Here is a 17451-nt window from a genome sequence, read left to right as displayed (position 1 = left end):
GCTTTATTTTCGTTCATTGTACCAAGATTAGCGTCTTGGACGGTTAATTGTATTATCATTTACCGTTCCACGGTTAAGTCCTTCACGTCCAAGGGTTTTATCCGCATCTGCATTCACTGCTGGTTCACCCTCACGGGAAATGCGAGCTTCCTCACGTTTTACCGTATCTTTAACTTGTTCCGTATTTTGAACGGTTTCTTTGTGAACTTCTACTTCTCCCGTTACTACGTTACGTTTATTTACTTCTACTTGTTCTTCACTTACGGGAATACGAATACTTTCATCTTTTCCGATTGGTTCGTTTGTTGTGTTGTCATGAACAGCTCTGCGTTCAATTACGACTTCTTCATGACTTACAGGAACATCAATAGTTTTCTGTTCTTCGACAACTTCTTTGTGAACTTCTACTTCGCCAACTTTAGCCTTATTTTTAGATACATCCAGTTGTTCTTCGCGAAGACGCATTGTCTTTTCATCTTCACCTGAATCAAAGCGGCCATTGCCCACATTCTCAGGAGTCACTTTGCGATCTAGGTCCGTTGCTGTTCTACGATCAGCATTTGCTGCTGCCGTATTTGGAGTAGACGTTACAGAAGAATTGCGTACTTGTTTATCATTAAAAAGATGTGCATTTGTCGCATTATTATTACGGAAGATATCGTGTACACTTGTTCTAGTGTCCGCTTTGTCTTCTACCAGTACTAAGATTTGTCCTTCTTTTACGTTAGACTCATATTCCTTCGCGTCTTCTTCTGGAATACCGAGTCCAATCAAACCGCCAACCAGTCCGCCGGCACCCGCTCCAACAGCAGTACCTGTCAGTGTTACTGCGATTGGACCTGCTACCATGATTGGACCAAATACAGGAATTGCCATGATTCCAAGTCCTGCTAATAGACCAGCGATACCGCCAACGAGTCCGCCTGCTGTTGCACCTGTTGCAACACCTTCAGGAGCTTTCGTTCCTGTCTCTTCACTAATTGCTTTCATATCTTTTCGATCTTTTGCAATTACTGAAATTTCGTCAGTGCTGTAACCTTTCGCTTTTAGCTGCTCAATAGCTCGGCTTGCTTCTTCTTCTGTTCTAAATGAACCCACGATTCTTTCATTTGCATGTACCTTGTCCGTTTTCTTTACATCTTCCAAATGGTTTGTGTTTTTGTTTAACATAATAAATTCCTCCTAGAGATTCTCTCATTTTAGTTTTAGTGATTCGTATTTTTTGATTTTTGATTTCTTAGTGATGCTTGCTTGTTCTAGATTTAACCCCCTTAAAATAATTTAAAACATTTTACTTGACAAAAATAAATTTTGGTTCTGTATGATTTGGTGGTTTTCGCTCTTTTCCACTTCATACTAAAAGCAAACAAAAAGGTTGATTTCACAGAGAAACTCTCCGCAAAATCAACCTTTATTTAAATCTATTTATATATCCATTCTTTTTCTTATCATTCTAATCTGGCCTCTATGATTGATCTCATCTTCGAATACATGAAACCACATAAAATAATAATTGGCTTGTTGCTGAGCCCAAAACTCTTCTTCTGTATAGAGCCATTCATCCGTTACTGTTTTAAATAATTCATAAGTACGTTGCCTTACTGTTTGTAGCTGATCGGTATAATAGCTTAGTTCATTCCCTTTAATCTTATTACGCCCTTCTTCACCAAGGCTCAAAGCTGGACCCCAGATCGCTGTTTCTTCCTCATTCAATCCTCTTTTCTCAAACGTCCCCACCTGGTAAGCATATTCCACTGCTGCAAAATGTAATAAAAGCGCACCAATCGAGTTACTTTTGGAGTCCATTAAAAAATCTAACTCCTGAACGGTTAAATCCTTCACCTCTTCTATAGTCGTAAATCTCGCATAGTTCATCATCGATAGTAAACGGCTGATTTGAGGGGAATACCCAGGAATATCGGTAATAAGAAAGATCTGCTTCATGTCTATCATGTTAATGACCTCCATGTATTTAGGTGATGTTATACCACAAAATTCGATAATCGAAAGAAAGAGACAATCCCATCTTTTTCGCCAGGCGCACCGAACCCACATTCTCTGGCATACAATCCCAGTAAGGATCTACTCCCTTACGTTTGCACTCTTCTATATAAGCTTCTGCTACCGCTGTCCCAACATGTTTATTTCTATACTCAACTAGTGTTTCTATATCTACTGCATGCGTGTGGCCATCTACAAAAGCAGAAAAACATACACTTATCACATTATGATTATGTTCTGCTATATAACCAAAACCGTGTTGTAGGAAGTCCTCTTTCGATTCCCAGAACCTAGCGATCTTCTGTTCGAGGAATGATTTATTTTCAAATCCTCTAGATTCAAGTAAATCTCTATCTATTCTATGAATCATCGTATTCTGCATATGATTACTACTTTGTTTTGCTTCATTATCAGTCATTTCGAACACATATTGATTATCATTTAATAGACTTCGCTTTTTAAATATAGTTTGCAGCGTTTCTGCCCAACGATCATTTTCCACACTTATTTCCACAGCATCGATATTCAACTTTTTGAGTCTAGGTTCAATTTCATTGATCATGTAAGTCTCTAAATGCGTCAAGAAAGATTCACTCTTAGGGTCTCCAACCATATGAAACCCGGACTGACCTTGAATCCAAATCATAGCGGCAGTAACATCCGTCCCATGATCTACATAAACCGAACCGGGATTCATCCCATTCACCACTGCTCGAACTTCCAAATTTCTACACTGATCCGTGATAGGTTGTACCTTGTAAAACTCTTGTTTATCTAGTTCCGTTATCATATGAGCACCAGCCATTCTAATGAGTACTTTGTTAAAGTAACTTATTTAATTTTTCAGAAAAGCTGTCCCAATCGCCACTATAACTGATGTTCATTCCCCAACCTGCTTTGGGGAGATTGCTTGCTAGCACTTCTAGTTTTTTTCTATCTGCAGAACTTAGAACTGTGTTAGGAACACCTGTATAATCGGGATATGTTGATAAATAGTTATAAAGAATAGAAAGCTCTCTTTCTTGTTCTTTTGTTAATCTTCCTAAGGTTTGACCTATTTTCATGAACGAATTTAATTCTTCTTTAATATCTTCCATTTTCTCTAAAACAACATTATCATCTTGCCAACTTTGATCCATTTGGTAATTAATTGCGCTCTCTAGTTCCACTAAATCTGTTTGAACTTGAAAGGTATGGCTTGAAATTGCATCGTCAATTCTGTTGTTTTTCGTTATCAATATCATGATTAGTATCATGTTCAACAACAAAGATATCATCACGATGAATGTAATGTATTTCGCTTTTTGTATATTGATTTGATTACTCCTCCCTAGCTCGTTATCTTAGTCAATCAAATACCACTTCACTATTATCTTGTAAGCCTTTATCAAACATGATTTGGACCTGTCCGTATGTATTTCTCTCTTCCGAGAGCTGTGGTAGATTGGACCGATCAAAGAAATTCACTTCACTTGTTTCCATTCCTTCCATCGCACTACCGCCAATGATGTCGCATAATATAAAAATTTTGTACACATGGTAAGGAGAAGGTGCATGGTAATGCTTATTTTTATCCAATACAGCAAGTAGCCGCCGTGGTACTACATCAAATCCCGATTCTTCTTTTACTTCTTTCACTACGATTTCGCGTGGAGATAACCCAATATCTGCCCATCCCCCAGGGAGCGCCCACGCACCATCTGCTTTTTCTTTAACAAGGAGTATTTTATCGTCCTGAAAAATAACACCCCTGACATCTACCTTTGGAGTGGCATACCCGGTTTCATTTGCGAACAAATCGGTAATCTGATTTGAATCGACTTTCGTATATGTGTTTAATATTTCTACACTTAAGCTTCTCAGCTGCTCGTATCTCTCAATATCATAAATATCTTTACCATACGCGAGACCATTCTGACTGATTGCCTGCATTTGCTTTGCCCATGTAAGCCATTTTACTTCTTCCATTCGTTTACACTCCCTGTTTTATCAATTTCTTCTAACATATAAGAAGCAAAATCAAGCAACAACTGATTATCCAGCTGGATCACATCAGCTTTACCTTGATTGCGGCAAGACAGTTATCTATGACGACTACATATTTCTTAGGGACAACCTTAGTGGCCCACTCTCCGCCTTCTCTTTTAGAAGATATGACCTCTTCTTTGAAAAAGAATAGCACTCTGCATAAATTCAAGACATAATAAACCGGATTCTCGATAATCCCTTCGGTCGCTTCTTTTACATCCGATTGAATCGATGCTATAAAATACGACTTATCAATCGCTGTAAAAACATCTCTAATGGATTTTCCATAGAGTACGATCCCCCGATGATAGATAACTACGAAATGAGCTGCTAAATCCGTATCTTCGTAACCACCGCATAGATAATCCGGGTCTGCTTTATATTTTTCCTTATGTGCTAAAGAATAATGAAATTCAAACGGAGTAGGATATACGAATTCATTTGTATATTTTTTGAGCACTACACTTAACTCTATGCCTTTTGTCAGATGTAGCTCTTCCTCAAACCGAATAAGCCCAGATGCAATTCTCTTATATGTATCTCTCGGTTGTTTCGACTTCACGACCACTAAGATGTCTATATCGCTATGTTCCGGGTGGAAACATCCCATTGCCATCGAACCATGCAAGTACATGCCAGTAAGGGATTCTTGTAATTCTTCCTGAAAAAGATGAACAACCTGATCTAAATTAATGAGTCTATTCATTTCATCCCCCTTTAAGTTTAGCTCTGATCTCCTGCTATACTTCAGCGTAGGTAACGATCTTTCCAGGCTCCATCTTCTGATCAATCATATGTAATAAGTGCTCTCCAAGATCCCTTGTTGATTGTAATTGTCCGGTTTCGTGAGCTAAATTAAACCACGGAGCCATCCCAAAATCAGTCTCATTTTTCCCTCTAGCTACCCTTTGTAGTTCTGTGTCGACCATACCTGGATCAACCGCTATAATTTCAATAGGATTTTCTCGTTTATTTTGCTCTGCTCCCACACATCAAGTAAACATGTTTAGTCCTGCTTTTGCTGTACAGTACACACTCATATCGGGTGCTGGATATGTCCCTGAACCTGAAGATATATTAATAATTTTTCTTCTCAACTGTAGATTTTCGGTTTGCTGAATAAAACAAGAAGTCAAAACCATAGGAGCAATTAAACTAATTTGCAGATTTCCATTTATTTCTTCCTGTATGCATTTTTCAATTGATTTGAGTGGTTCAAGCATAGCCGCATTGTTAATCAGGCATAACATTTCTGTATCATTCATATTGATTGACTCAAGAATTCCATCTAGCATATGCTGAGCACCCATTGTATTACTTAAGTCGAACCTAAGATGTGAGTAATTCTTATACTTACATAAGACTTCTGAACTTCCTCTAGATATGCCATGAACATGACTGCCTCTTTCAAGCAGCATCATAGCCAGTTGTTCACCAATCCCTCTTGATGTACCCGTAATAATAAAGTGCTTCTCAGCCATAGAACTTGCCTCCTATTTTTCATACAGTACTATTCATTCTTGAATATCCTCAGTCTGACTTCTTCTAGGTTTTATTTACCATAATTATACATATTGTGCACGAGTAGCGATAGGTTTAAGTCATTTTCTCCCATGAACTGATAAGGAGACTCCAAAATAACTCAAAAAAGAGCAGCTACATTCAGCATGTAACTGCTCTACTTTTATGCTTCTGGAAAAAGATCGGGAACCGATAGATAACGCTCGCCTGTATCTGGGAGTAGTACGACAATTTTTTTGTTTTTATTTTCTGGTCTATTTGCGACTTGTAGAGCGGCGAACGTCGCTGCTCCAGATGAAATACCTACCAACAATCCTTCGCTTCTCGCTAACTGTCGTGTTGTTTCATAAGCATCTTCGTTTTTCACTTGAATAATCTCATCAACGACCGAATGATGAAAATTACCGGGCACAAATCCAGCACCGATCCCTTGAATTTTGTGTAATCCCTTATTCCCACCAGAAAGAACCGGAGAATCGAATGGTTCAACTGCCATAATTTTAACCGATGGATTTCTCTGTTTAAGAATTTCACCTACGCCTGAGATGGTTCCGCCTGTTCCCACACCGCTAATAAATATATCTACTTCCCCATCCGTATCTCTCCAAATCTCTTCTGCTGTTGTCTTTCGGTGGATCTCAGGATTAGCAGGATTCTTAAATTGCTGCGGAATATATGAATTAGGAATGGTATTGGCAATTTCTTCGGCCTTTTTGATTGCTCCAGCCATCCCTTCTTGAGCAGGAGTGAGAACTAATTCTGCACCCAAGGCAGATAACAATTTTCTGCGTTCCATACTGAAACTTTCGGGAAGCGTAATCACTAACTTATATCCTAACGCTGCAGCTGCAAAAGCAAGCCCCACTCCCGTATTTCCACTGGTCGGTTCTATAATCACTGTTTCTTTGTTAATATCGCCTTTCTCTTCGGCAGCTTGAATCATGGCAAGGCCAATTCGATCTTTAACACTACCCGCAGGATTAAAGTATTCTAATTTAGCAATGAGGTTCGTCTCTAGATGATGATTCAAAGAAAAGTTAGCTAGTTCTAATAACGGTGTATTGCCAATCAGATCAGTAAGATTCTTTGCTATTTTTGCCACTGTGGTTCCTCCGTTCAATTTCAGTTAGTAATCAATTCCATAATCAAGGCTACTAAAATCAAGATACTCTATTCCGTAAACTCAATGAGAAAAGGATGTTTCTCTTTATCTAATGCAAGATGAATTCTTTCTTTGAAGTTCCCCCAGGTGATTAACTGATCCACTTCTTCTAGTGAAAAATAGCCGACTTCTTCACTCTCTATACTTGTCGTAAGTTCTCCATCAATCGGTTTGCCGGTGAAAATATGATTACATACGCCTCGTGTTATATTCTGATAGGTACCGCAAAAAGTAGTTAGTTTAATATCAATTCCTGTTTCTTCTTTCACTTCACGAATGGCTGCTTGGCGTATAGACTCTCCTTCTTCTACACAACCCTGTGGCATCTCCCAACCTCTACGACCTTTCATCAGTAAAATCTTATTTTCCTCATTCAATACGATGACACTTGCCGAAACGATGAACTTCATCTTCTCATCCTTCCTTTTTTTTATGATTCTTTATTAATAACATCCTTGATCTCTCTTATCTCTTTTATTAATAAGTTCAAACTTGTTGTAGTTTACTTATAAAAATAGGTCATATGCTCTTCATCGTATGCATCACCCATATACTCCAAAGCATTCTTTTCAACACCATAAGATTCGAACCCTAATTTCTTATACAGTTCTACTGCCGATCTATTTACCGTTATCACACTGAGATTAATTTGCTTCAACTCTTCTATATCTTTACCTCGGTTCAATACTTCTACCATGAGGCTCTTGCCGATCCCTTTACCTCGATATTCGGGTGAAACGTAAACACCCCATACCATTCCTTTATGTTTAAACTTCATTCCTTGTCCTTTTCTGAAACCTGCGATACCTACAATTTGATTGTCTTCTGTAAAAGCTCCTAAAATATACTCGTCATGTTCATTTTTGATCTTTTTCACAACTTCACTAATTGGCGTACCAACAGAATCTTCGTAAGAAGTTCCGAATGCCTCCGGGCTTACTCTTAATGATTCTAGTCTTATTTTCCAAAACTGTTCTGCTTGTTCTTCTGTTATATTCTTGATACAAATCTCTTGTTTGATCAGTTTTTTAGTTAAATAAAGGGTAAGATCATCATTGATTGTAGCGACATCTCCGTATTCAATATATTGCTGACCATTATGTATTCCTCTGCCATCGGGGATATAACCGCGTTTGGCATATAAGATTTGAGCGTTTCCGTAATCCGTAAATAACCCTACCCCAATTCCGGCAAAATCGGATCGTTCTTTCATAATTTCTTCTGCTCTATCCATCAACTTAGAGCCAATGCCTAATCGGCGGTACTTCATTAATACATTGAAATCATTAATTTCAGGAATCCTTTTTTCTCGAAAAGAAAGATAATACGAATCCCATAACACATTGACATATCCGGCAAAATCACCATCAACTTCCGCAACAATCGATACGCGTTCACCACGTTTCTGTTCATTCAGATACCTTATATATAAATCGACTGGCTTTTCCCAGCCTTGTTGTTTAAAAGCATTCGAAATAATCTCAGGATCATTTTCATTAAGCTCTCGCAAACGGATATTCATATTCTCTTCCTCCATGCATCAATGTTTACAATGAACTCAGCGGTTTATTAAATATATATAAAATTAAAACTAAGAGGTGTCGTATCATGGCTAAATCAAGCGAAAATAAAGTATCTTCTAAGAAATTGTCTAAGAAAGCATCGCATGTTTTGCAAAGTAACTCTGCTAGTAAAACTTCAAAATCATTAGCAGGGTCTGTACTCGCTCAATCAGGAACTGACAGTAAATGATTTCCTATCCTCCAATAAGTTTGGAGGCTTTTTATCGTGACTAACGAATTTTTCACAACAACTCTGAGTAATAGATAAATAAATTTTTAACTGATTAGTCGTTTATTGCTATGCAAGTTAAATCAAAAAATTTCTCATATGCCGACAAATATACATCTGCTCCAGGAGCGCTGTTCTGAAATAGACATGTCTTTATTCCAATGGACTTCGCCGGGACAATATCTATCTCGCGATCACCAATCACTAGATCAATCTTATATTTATGATGTAAATAAATGTACGAGGCAGGATCAGGTTTTCTCGGATATCCATCATCTATAGCAACAATTTCGGTAAAGTAATCTTCAAAGTCATAATATTTCAAAATATGTTCCACATCTTTACGAGGTTTATGCGTCATGATTACATTTAGATCGGCAAACTTTAATATGTCCTCAACGAACGGAAAGGGAGTCGTATCTGCAGGGTCTATTGTTTGCTCCATGGCAAATAGCCTTTTCACCTGTTCTTTTGATAAACCATAATATTGAACAGCATGAGTAAATGAAATTTTCAGGTGATTATGTATATCTTTTTTAGGAACCGCTTGGTCAAGAATCTCATAAAGAATTTCAGTATAAGCTGGGTATGTATTAAACAAAGTACCATCAAAATCCCATAGGATATTCACACTTATGAACTCCTTTCTTTACTGTAAAAGAAAATCTTTACTATTCAGCTGAAATGCAGCAACTGCGATAACCTCTATACTTCTTGACCTGTCTGTAAAAATCCTCTATCTAATCATTAAAATGTAATTTTGTCATTCCATCCACATTAAACAGTAATATAAAAAACCGCCTTCCTAAGGAAGACGGCTTCATTGTTAACAAGCTGATAACAGCTTTACTATTATTTTATTAGACAATCCCATGAGCGAGCATAGCGTCTGCTACTTTAAGGAAACCTGCGATATTTGCCCCAGCAACCAGATTACCTGAACAACCGTATTGATCAGCTGCTTCAACGCTACTGTTATAAATGTTACGCATGATCTCTTGCAGTCTGGTATCCACTTCTTCAAATGACCAGGACAACCGCATGCTGTTCTGTGACATTTCAAGTGCTGATACGGCTACACCGCCTGCATTAGCAGCTTTTGCCGGTCCAAACAAAACGCCATGCTCATGGAAGATATCAATCGCATCCAGTGTAGAAGGCATGTTAGCTCCTTCACCAATTGCTTTCACTCCATTTTTAACTAGCAAGATAGCAGAATGTTCATCAATCTCATTTTGAGTTGCACAAGGAAGTGCAATGTCACAAGGAATAGACCAAATTCCTTCACAGCCTTCTGTATAAGTTGCATGAGGATGCTCTTTTACATACTCACTGATCCGTAGACGTTCTACTTCTTTTAGACGTTTTACTGTTTCTAGATTAATACCCTCTGGATCATATACATATCCGCCGGAGTCACTACAAGCAACAACCTTTGCACCAAGTTCTTGAGCTTTTTGAATCGCATAGATCGATACATTACCGGAACCGGATACAACAACCGTACTGTCTTCAAAGCTAAGATCTTTCGATTTCAACATCTCGTCAACAAAGTACACACATCCGAATCCAGTTGCTTCCTTACGTGCAAGACTACCACCGTACTGCAGTCCTTTACCCGTCAAGACACCGGATTCATGACTACTTGTAAGTCGTTTATATTGTCCAAACATATAACCGATTTCTCTTGCGCCTACGCCAATATCCCCCGCTGGAACGTCCGCATCTGAACCAATGTACTTATATAGTTCAGTCATAAAGCTTTGCGTAAAACGCATGACTTCAAGATCCGATTTTCCTTTTGGATCAAAATCAGAACCGCCTTTACCGCCGCCGATCGGCAAACCCGTCAATGCATTTTTGAAGATTTGTTCGAAGCCTAGGAACTTAACAATCCCTGCGTACACGGAAGGATGGAACCGCAGTCCACCTTTATAAGGACCGATTGCACTGTTAAACTGTACACGGAATCCCCGGTTTACCTGTACCTTACCTTGATCGTCAACCCAAGGTACTTTGAAAGTAATAACACGTTCTGGTTCAACCAGCTGTTCAAGCAAGCTGTTTTTCCGGTACTTTGGATGAGCAGCGATAACGGGAATAAGAGAATCGAGAATTTCTTTTACTGCTTGATGAAATTCAAACTCCTGTGGATTTCTTGCAACAACCGACTCATAAACGGAATGAACATACTCTGTAGCAATAAGCATGTTTTGATCTGTATTTTCTCTCGTTATCATGGACACTTTTTCGATGCACTCCTTTGTTGTGTTAAAGTCTGTAGGCTTCTCTTTGTAAAAACGCATAAAAGTTTGTACTTAAATATACAGGATAACAAAATAAAATACGAGATAAAAATCCATAAAATGTTTTTTATAACGCTATTAAAATGTTCTATTGTACTAATAATTTTACGTTATTCCCGCTGAATTACTGCTCATTTACTGCTTTTCATACAGATTAGCGCTCCATCCATCTCCATTTATTGTTCTAATATAGTTAAATCCATAATCTTGATAATACACATTAAGTCTGCTGTTGTCTGCCATACAATCCAACCTTACAAAAGTCTTCCCCCGGCTTTTAATCTGCTGTTCCGCTGTTTTTAAGAGGATATTTCCGATCCCCATTCCCTTATAATCTCTATTCACTGCAAATCGGTGGATATAACCTGATTGTAGATTATCGAGCTCTTTCCATATAAAAGGGTCTGTCCAAGTAATAATATAAGTCCCCACTACCTCCGAATTCAGCTCAGCAATGTAAACATCAGATCCATTTGTTAAAAATTCCATAACCTGATCTACATCAAAAAACTCCGGACGCCACTGATATATTCCTTTAGAATTAAGCCACTTAGCGGAATTTTTCCACAGGTTTAGAATGATGGGCGCTTCTGATAATGAAGCTGACCGGATAACAATTGATGAATTTGAAATTTCTGATGCTTCTGATGTCTCTGATGTCTCTGATGTTTCCACTGCTTCTCCCCCTCATCACAAATCAGGATTCTATTTCAATTCTATTGGAGAGTTTCTTTGTAAAGCGTTCGCTTGCGTATACAGCAGCACCAATCATGCCTGCTTTTCTGCCTAACTGAGCTTCCTGAATCTTACATGCCTCGTTGGATAACTTTAATGCATGCTTAGCAGTTGTCTCCCGAACCACATCTAGCAATCGATCTCCTGCAGCAGACATGCCTCCACCGACAATGATCATCTCTGGATTATATAGATTAATGACATTGGAAAGGCCAAAACCTAAAATTCTACCCGTCTCATGCATCACTTCCATTGCTACTTTATCTCCTAAATCATACGCATCAGAAATCATTTTAGCCGTAATTTGGCTTTGATCTTGTTGGACCCATTCTTGAATGATACTGTTATCACCGTCATTTAGCCGTTCAATAAAAGTGTTGACCATCCCGACAGCTGAAACATACCTACCCAAGCAGCCTGAACTGCCACATTTGCAAGGGCGACCTTCTCTATACATATTCATATGGCCTATTTCCCCAGCACTCGAGGTCTTTCCATACAACACATTGCCAGCACTGACGATTCCTGAGCCCAGTCCTGTTCCTAAGGTAATTAACACAACATTATCAAATCCAATACCTGATCCAAATCGCCATTCACCGTAGAGATTTACACGAACATCATTGTCAATAAAAGTGGGAATTCCAAAGGTATTCTCCATCTCATTTACAATATGGATATTCTCCCAACCAGGAAAATTAGGGGAGAAGATCGAGAGCCCTTCATCCGGATTCAAGAGACCGGGGATGCCCATTCCCATACATCTTATGTCAGATTGCGATAAATTAGTGGTTAGCAACATTTCAATTATGGTTTCTTTCATTCTATTTAGTACATGGGTTGGACCTTTGATTGCTTCCGTTTGAACGTTTCTTTCAACTACCGTTTTAAATTCTTTATTAAAAACAGCTGCCTTGATGTTCGTACCACCAAGATCGATTCCGATCGTATACTGACTCATGTGTTAGCTCCAATCTCTAATATTCATAGGTGTGATAGCGTTTTCCAAAACTTCATAGTTGTCTATTCTTCCACTTCAAATATAGAATCCACAATGATGGGAAGATTATCTCTTACCGATACAGCCCCTAATACGGATCTTGCGTGAACTCCTTTTTCTCCAAAAACCTTATACATGAGATCAGATGTCCCATTTAACACTTTATGGTGCTCTTCAAAGCCAGGTTCTGCATTCACAAAGCCTTGAATCTTTACAACACGCTTCACTTTGTCTAAACTACCTAGTGCATCTTTCAGTACAGCTAAAATCTCAATTCCTGTTGTTCTAGCGAACTCATATCCTTCTTGAGTTGTGTATGTAGAGCCGAGTTTACCTCTCGGCTGACCAGATGGTCCTTTACCAGAGACAAACATGACTCCATTAACAATAACATAATTTGTATACTGAGCAGCCGGGTTACTTGAAGCTGGCAAAGTTATATTCATCTCTTTTAACTTTATTTCAATGGATTGTGTCATAATTATCTCTCCTAATCCTCATTTTATCGATACGTGGTTCTAGTATTTCAATAATTCTAGATACCGTATGCTCCACGAATTCATCTACTTCACTTTGTGTGAGATATATAAAATGATGATCATTCGGAATTGTATTTTCCAAATAAAACGATGTGATCCCCCTGATCTGTTCATCCACTTGTCCTTTAGGGAAAAATTCTAAATAATTCGGAAAGTCGGTAATATTTTGAAATGTGGTCCAAAAGATATGATCTTTGTTGTTTTTCAAATACTGAAAGTCGATGCCATACCAATCCCCTTTAATTAAACTCCAATATTCAGGTGATTCTAGGATATTTTGATATAATGGTTCTTTCTTTTTAGCTTGGTAACATTTGTTCCACTCCTGATCGGTCACTAAATGAAGATAATAGCCCAGATAAAAAGACACCTTTTTCGTATGGATATCTTTCTCGTTATGAAGAAGGTACTGATTATAAAATAAGTCTGCGTCTATTTTTCTATCGATTTGAAAATGAGTTATTTCCTTTGGAGGAATGAATCCTGCGCCCTCACGGTAAATTCCACAATCCGGACCAATATTCCCGACTACGAATTCTTCTTTACATACAGGTAACCCCAAGTCTATTAATCTCTCAGCAATCCTAAAATGAGTAACCCAAGTCGCCATGATTATGCCTCCACCATCTTATTTGTTCCCCGCTTATTAACGAATCGGATAAATAAATTCAATAGGGTCCTTCTTTAATTCTTCTTCAAAAAAGTAGTTATGATCTGCTCCTACCGTACATAAAATTCTTTTGTTCGGATATTTCTCGTAGGTATTTCTTACTCTCTCAACCATAATTTGATTACGAATATGCCACCTGAGTTGATATGATCTTTCATTAAGACCCTTTAGCCATTCATATTTCTGTTTCGTTATCACATCAAATTCTTTGGAGTTAAATGGAATCTCTCCATACAGGGACGTTTGCAACTGCTCTGTAGACCAATCTTTCTCCATTAATTCATAGACATTCTTTTGATCTTCGGGGAAATCTACAAAAGGGCCAAAATTATTCCATACATCTAGTTCAAACCAATCAATCGGAACAAATTCGATTTGTTTTTCTTCACATAATGGAAAAATCAGATCCCAGTATTCACTTGCCGGCTCTCCCCAATATCCCTTATCCGTGTTATCTTCCAGGTATCTCTTCCAACTAAGTGGATGAACTTCTCCACAGATCAAATCCGGGGCAAATTCTAATATTGTCTCTTTGTAAAGCGGTAATGTACAATGATATTTCTGTCTCAACTCTTCATCATGAATCATTCCAAGTAATCCTACAGTAGCCATAAGTTTTGGTTTCCCTCCTTTTTCCAAATTCCTTATTTTGTATTTTAAACCATATGGAAGAATTTATCTTCAGCTAATTCGCTCCATATTTTAGAAATAAAAAAGCAGCTCCGCGAAAATCTAGTTCTCGCTTCCCTGCTTACGATATTGATATTAAATTGTGCCTTCTTTCGTTATATCGAAGTTGATTTATAGCTTTCATTTAGGCAAAGCTTCGCAATGTAGAAGATCTGTCCCATATGCTCGGAATAATGAGCTGCGCACTGATGCAAAATGTCTATATTTGTTCGTTCCTTATTCCTGACTAATTGCGTTTGCTCTAATTCCCTATCTGTCAGTTTACTCACGATATCAATTAAAAAGTTAAAATTCCCTTCTACTATGGCAGTTAACTCGGCTTTTGAAATAAATACAGCTGAGAATTCAGCTTCTCGATCTCGGACTATATTCTGGTGCAATATTCCCTTGGCGATTCTTTCTTTTATATTACCTTCGATATGAAGTACTAAATTAGCAATACGATGACTCTGCTCATTCGGCTTCCAATTCAATTGTTCCTCACTGAGTTGTTCCATGACAAGGAGAATCCTTCTCTGTATCTCCTGAAATTTCTTAACAAGCCATTCTCGATTGAACTGATAGATCATATAACACCCTCTTTTCTTTATTAGATATTATGTAGAGGAAATGCCTTTAATCTTCTATTATATAATGCATTTCTTTTAGGTAGTTCTCCATATCTTTTGTTGTTTTTTCAAAATACAAGTTCTCATGCCTTCCATAATTAAAAAATCCATGCTCCATACTATCATAGGTCAAAAACCGTATATCATTCCCGGCTTCCTTCATCTGTTGAATGAATTCTTTATTCTCTTCATATAGAACATCCCCAGTCCCACACATCCACAGGGTTCGCGGTAAACAACGCTTGATATGATGCTTAGGCGAGAAAGTTTGCGACATAGGCACCAAGTCAGGAAAGAGCCGAGTTGTAATATCTACAGCATCCATACCCGCCGCAAAAATAATCAGCTCGCTCACGTTATAATCGGTTGTATTATTCATTTCATCATCGATTTCCGGGAACATGAAAGCCGAAACGGTAATATATCCGCCCGCCGATGCACCGCACACAATGATACGATTCGGATCTATCCCTAACTCTAGGTGATGATCCTTGACCCACCGAATGCTAGACTTCACATCACAGATCGCTTGTACAGGGGTGAAATTATCATCCGATCCATTCCGATAATCAACGCAAATACTTACAATCCCTTTACTTGAAAAGTGTTTAGCTTGATGCTGAAATTGATCTGGAGTTATTGGATTTTTCTTAAAACTCCCACCATTAAAAAATAATAAAGCCGGTCTATTTTCCCCTTCTGATTCCGGTTTGCTAATGTACAAATGTAAGTCCCGATGTGCCTTTTTATAGACTCTTTTCTCTACAGGAATATCAAAAGTAAAATGTTTCATTAGTCCACCTCTCTCAGCTTCATACGCCAACATAGAAACTTACTACTCTTCAGTTGATTTCCCTATCTTCATTGTTGTTTCTTGCCAACTGCAATCCATCTTAGGTCAATATCTTCAAACACAAATTCCTTATTGTTATAGTCTATATGCTTGATCTCTGTTTATTTCTTTCTTTTCATTACAAATGCTTTATCTGCTTTTTCAAATCCTAATCGAGGGTAATACTCTACTGCTTCTGGTGCAGAAAGAAGTACCAAAGAACACTCCTCTCCAATTTGAGCTTGTACACGATGGACCAGTTCTGTTCCAATTCCATCCTTTTGGTAGGCTGAATCTACTGCTAGATCAGATAAATAACAGCAATACGAACAATCCGTTATCGCTCTTGCAACTCCGATCATTTTCCCGTTAGTCCAAGCCGTAATTAATATATCTGCGTTATCTATCATTCTTTGTATTCGTTCGTAGTCTTCATAAGGGCGTTTTATTCCGGAATTCTTAAATACTTGTGCTACATCACTCGCATCTTGTACTTTTTCCTCTGAGTAAATAATCATGGGAACACCCTCCTCTAATTGTGGGGTACATAATGTTTCAGCTTCGATTTCGCAACTCCTTTTTCCTCACCCTCTTCAGTCAATCGGTAGTCAAATTGTATGATTTCACTATGAGCAAAGTACACATATTCCACATAAGGTTCATCCTTAAAGATCACGAGTGTATAAAAAGAAGGTAACTTCTTTCCCCAAACCCCTTTTACAGATTCTATTTCTTCTCTGCTATATTTCTCTTCTTCCAATAGATAATTAGTTACTCTATCCGCATATTTGTATTTGTTTACCTGCACGTATATGACAGGCGTTATGACAACTGTAATGATGATAATCGCCATAAAAATAAGTAACACTCGTCTTTTTTTGATCTCAACCATATCCTTTATTTTATATTGTCTAAAGTCCCTAGCTGCTATGATTATGATTAATCAACAGTCTATTACGTCTTCGAACTTTGCCCCATATTGCCCTTTACCTATATGAGGTTCGATAGCCCAACTTTTTCCTTTAAGTAATGTGTTTCGATTATCGGGACTTATAAATATCCTCTTTGCATGGTTGTTCTCGTCCTCAATGGAATGTCCAATATTTCCACTTGGATCTAGTAATTGATAGCCCATTGATCCTATTAAGCTGTCACAAAAGGTGAATAATTCTCCGATGGTATTACATCTTTTTGCGTAATCAAAGGTCTGTTCGAAAATAAACTTTGCGTCTGCAGCAAGACGGGAATATGCTTCATTTTCACCAATCACGATGGTTTCTGAATAATCTCCCCAATAACCGTTTACCTTCGGACTAAAATCGATCAATACAATGTCATCCTTCAATAAATAAACATCATCAGAGGGTAAGTGGTTTGCCCGGGTGCAAAATCTTGAATTAGTATTGAAATTGACAAGCATGGGATACCATACATCTTCTGCTCCTAGGGAATGCATTGTTTTTTCACAAATATCTGCAAATTGCTTTTCAGAAATACCTGGTTTGAGATATTCTCTAGAGATTTTACACGCTTGTATGGCTAGTTCCTGTGCATTCATAGGATACTCC

At 38.0% G+C, this 17451-nt stretch carries 24 protein-coding genes; 1 reads left to right on the top strand and 23 read right to left on the bottom strand.

Translation table 11 applies throughout. From position 1 onward, the window contains the following. Positions 1–27 precede the first annotated feature (27 nt). The 11 genes from H9647_RS01555 to H9647_RS25640 all read right to left on the bottom strand — a co-directional run bounded on the left by H9647_RS01555 (position 28) and on the right by H9647_RS25640 (position 8234). Positions 28–1170: a YsnF/AvaK domain-containing protein gene (locus tag H9647_RS01555; RefSeq protein WP_191797540.1), complete on the bottom strand. Its 1143-nt coding sequence runs from the start codon at positions 1168–1170 to the stop codon at positions 28–30. Between the two features lie 255 nt (positions 1171–1425). Then, positions 1426–1944: a DinB family protein gene (locus tag H9647_RS01550; protein ID WP_404822575.1), complete on the bottom strand. Its 519-nt coding sequence runs from the start codon at positions 1942–1944 to the stop codon at positions 1426–1428. A 28-nt stretch (positions 1945–1972) separates the two neighbouring features. Continuing rightward, on the bottom strand, positions 1973–2806 hold the full coding sequence (locus H9647_RS01545; RefSeq protein WP_225228994.1) for a GNAT family N-acetyltransferase: 834 nt from the start codon (positions 2804–2806) through the stop codon (positions 1973–1975). 16 nt (positions 2807–2822) lie between these two features. Next, positions 2823–3245 carry a hypothetical protein gene (locus tag H9647_RS01540; protein ID WP_191797536.1) on the bottom strand — a complete coding sequence of 141 codons (423 nt, stop codon included), beginning with the start codon at positions 3243–3245 and terminating at the stop codon, positions 2823–2825. Positions 3246–3348: 103 nt separating this feature from the next. Beyond that, positions 3349–3969, bottom strand: a complete 621-nt coding sequence (locus H9647_RS01535; RefSeq protein ID WP_191797534.1) for an NUDIX hydrolase — start codon at positions 3967–3969, stop codon at positions 3349–3351. Positions 3970–4048: 79 nt separating this feature from the next. Then, positions 4049–4735 (bottom strand): nucleotidyltransferase domain-containing protein, encoded by a 687-nt coding sequence (locus tag H9647_RS01530; protein WP_225228993.1) that lies wholly within the window; start codon positions 4733–4735, stop codon positions 4049–4051. 34 nt (positions 4736–4769) lie between these two features. Beyond that, complete coding sequence (locus H9647_RS25645; RefSeq protein ID WP_225228992.1) at positions 4770–5018, bottom strand: Rossmann-fold NAD(P)-binding domain-containing protein; 249 nt, start codon at positions 5016–5018, stop codon at positions 4770–4772. Between the two features lie 3 nt (positions 5019–5021). Further along, a complete protein-coding gene (locus H9647_RS01525) occupies positions 5022–5510 on the bottom strand; it encodes an SDR family NAD(P)-dependent oxidoreductase (protein ID WP_225228991.1) in 489 nt (162 codons plus the stop codon). A gap of 203 nt (positions 5511–5713) precedes the next feature. After that, a complete protein-coding gene (gene cysK, locus H9647_RS01520; protein ID WP_191797532.1) occupies positions 5714–6652 on the bottom strand; it encodes a cysteine synthase A in 939 nt (312 codons plus the stop codon). 68 nt (positions 6653–6720) lie between these two features. Continuing rightward, positions 6721–7122 carry an NUDIX hydrolase gene (locus H9647_RS01515; RefSeq protein WP_191797530.1) on the bottom strand — a complete coding sequence of 134 codons (402 nt, stop codon included), beginning with the start codon at positions 7120–7122 and terminating at the stop codon, positions 6721–6723. 92 nt (positions 7123–7214) lie between these two features. Beyond that, the gene (locus H9647_RS25640) at positions 7215–8234 is read right to left on the bottom strand and encodes a GNAT family N-acetyltransferase (RefSeq protein WP_225228990.1); all 1020 of its coding nucleotides are present in this window, start codon (positions 8232–8234) and stop codon (positions 7215–7217) included. An 86-nt stretch (positions 8235–8320) separates the two neighbouring features. On the opposite strand from H9647_RS25640, the gene H9647_RS01500 reads away from it, so the two are divergent. After that, positions 8321–8464: a hypothetical protein gene (locus H9647_RS01500; protein ID WP_191797528.1), complete on the top strand. Its 144-nt coding sequence runs from the start codon at positions 8321–8323 to the stop codon at positions 8462–8464. 94 nt (positions 8465–8558) lie between these two features. Here H9647_RS01500 and H9647_RS01495 read toward each other — a convergent pair whose 3' ends face one another. The 12 genes from H9647_RS01495 to H9647_RS01440 all read right to left on the bottom strand — a co-directional run bounded on the left by H9647_RS01495 (position 8559) and on the right by H9647_RS01440 (position 17441). Then, a complete protein-coding gene (locus H9647_RS01495; RefSeq protein ID WP_191797526.1) occupies positions 8559–9134 on the bottom strand; it encodes an HAD-IA family hydrolase in 576 nt (191 codons plus the stop codon). A 229-nt stretch (positions 9135–9363) separates the two neighbouring features. Further along, complete coding sequence (gene gdhA / locus H9647_RS01490; protein ID WP_191797524.1) at positions 9364–10743, bottom strand: NADP-specific glutamate dehydrogenase; 1380 nt, start codon at positions 10741–10743, stop codon at positions 9364–9366. Between the two features lie 201 nt (positions 10744–10944). Beyond that, positions 10945–11484 carry a GNAT family N-acetyltransferase gene (locus H9647_RS01485; protein ID WP_318245241.1) on the bottom strand — a complete coding sequence of 180 codons (540 nt, stop codon included), beginning with the start codon at positions 11482–11484 and terminating at the stop codon, positions 10945–10947. A 22-nt stretch (positions 11485–11506) separates the two neighbouring features. Next, positions 11507–12505, bottom strand: a complete 999-nt coding sequence (locus H9647_RS01480; protein ID WP_191797522.1) for an ROK family protein — start codon at positions 12503–12505, stop codon at positions 11507–11509. Between the two features lie 62 nt (positions 12506–12567). Then, the gene (locus H9647_RS01475; RefSeq protein ID WP_191797520.1) at positions 12568–13023 is read right to left on the bottom strand and encodes a RidA family protein; all 456 of its coding nucleotides are present in this window, start codon (positions 13021–13023) and stop codon (positions 12568–12570) included. Then, positions 13007–13693, bottom strand: a complete 687-nt coding sequence (locus tag H9647_RS01470; protein ID WP_191797518.1) for a zinc dependent phospholipase C family protein — start codon at positions 13691–13693, stop codon at positions 13007–13009. The genes H9647_RS01475 and H9647_RS01470 overlap by 17 nt, the downstream gene beginning before the upstream one ends. 36 nt (positions 13694–13729) lie before the next feature. After that, positions 13730–14365, bottom strand: coding sequence for a hypothetical protein (locus tag H9647_RS01465; protein ID WP_191797516.1), 636 nt, complete (start codon positions 14363–14365; stop codon positions 13730–13732). Between the two features lie 173 nt (positions 14366–14538). Next, positions 14539–15012 carry a DUF1572 family protein gene (locus H9647_RS01460; protein WP_191797514.1) on the bottom strand — a complete coding sequence of 158 codons (474 nt, stop codon included), beginning with the start codon at positions 15010–15012 and terminating at the stop codon, positions 14539–14541. Positions 15013–15058: 46 nt separating this feature from the next. After that, the gene (locus tag H9647_RS01455; RefSeq protein WP_191797512.1) at positions 15059–15844 is read right to left on the bottom strand and encodes an alpha/beta hydrolase; all 786 of its coding nucleotides are present in this window, start codon (positions 15842–15844) and stop codon (positions 15059–15061) included. A gap of 161 nt (positions 15845–16005) precedes the next feature. Beyond that, positions 16006–16401 (bottom strand): GNAT family N-acetyltransferase, encoded by a 396-nt coding sequence (locus H9647_RS01450; protein ID WP_191797510.1) that lies wholly within the window; start codon positions 16399–16401, stop codon positions 16006–16008. Between the two features lie 14 nt (positions 16402–16415). Beyond that, entirely contained in the window at positions 16416–16775 is a 360-nt protein-coding gene (locus H9647_RS01445) for a DUF3139 domain-containing protein (protein ID WP_191797508.1), read from the bottom strand. 51 nt (positions 16776–16826) lie between these two features. Then, positions 16827–17441, bottom strand: coding sequence for a M24 family metallopeptidase (locus H9647_RS01440; RefSeq protein ID WP_191797506.1), 615 nt, complete (start codon positions 17439–17441; stop codon positions 16827–16829). Between the last annotated feature and the right edge of the window lie 10 nt (positions 17442–17451).

The organism is Paenibacillus gallinarum, from assembly GCF_014836635.1.
Classification (GTDB): domain Bacteria; phylum Bacillota; class Bacilli; order Paenibacillales; family Paenibacillaceae; genus Paenibacillus; species Paenibacillus gallinarum.
Note: the sequence above shows the minus strand (reverse complement) of the source record. Positions and strands in the feature narration are given on the sequence as shown.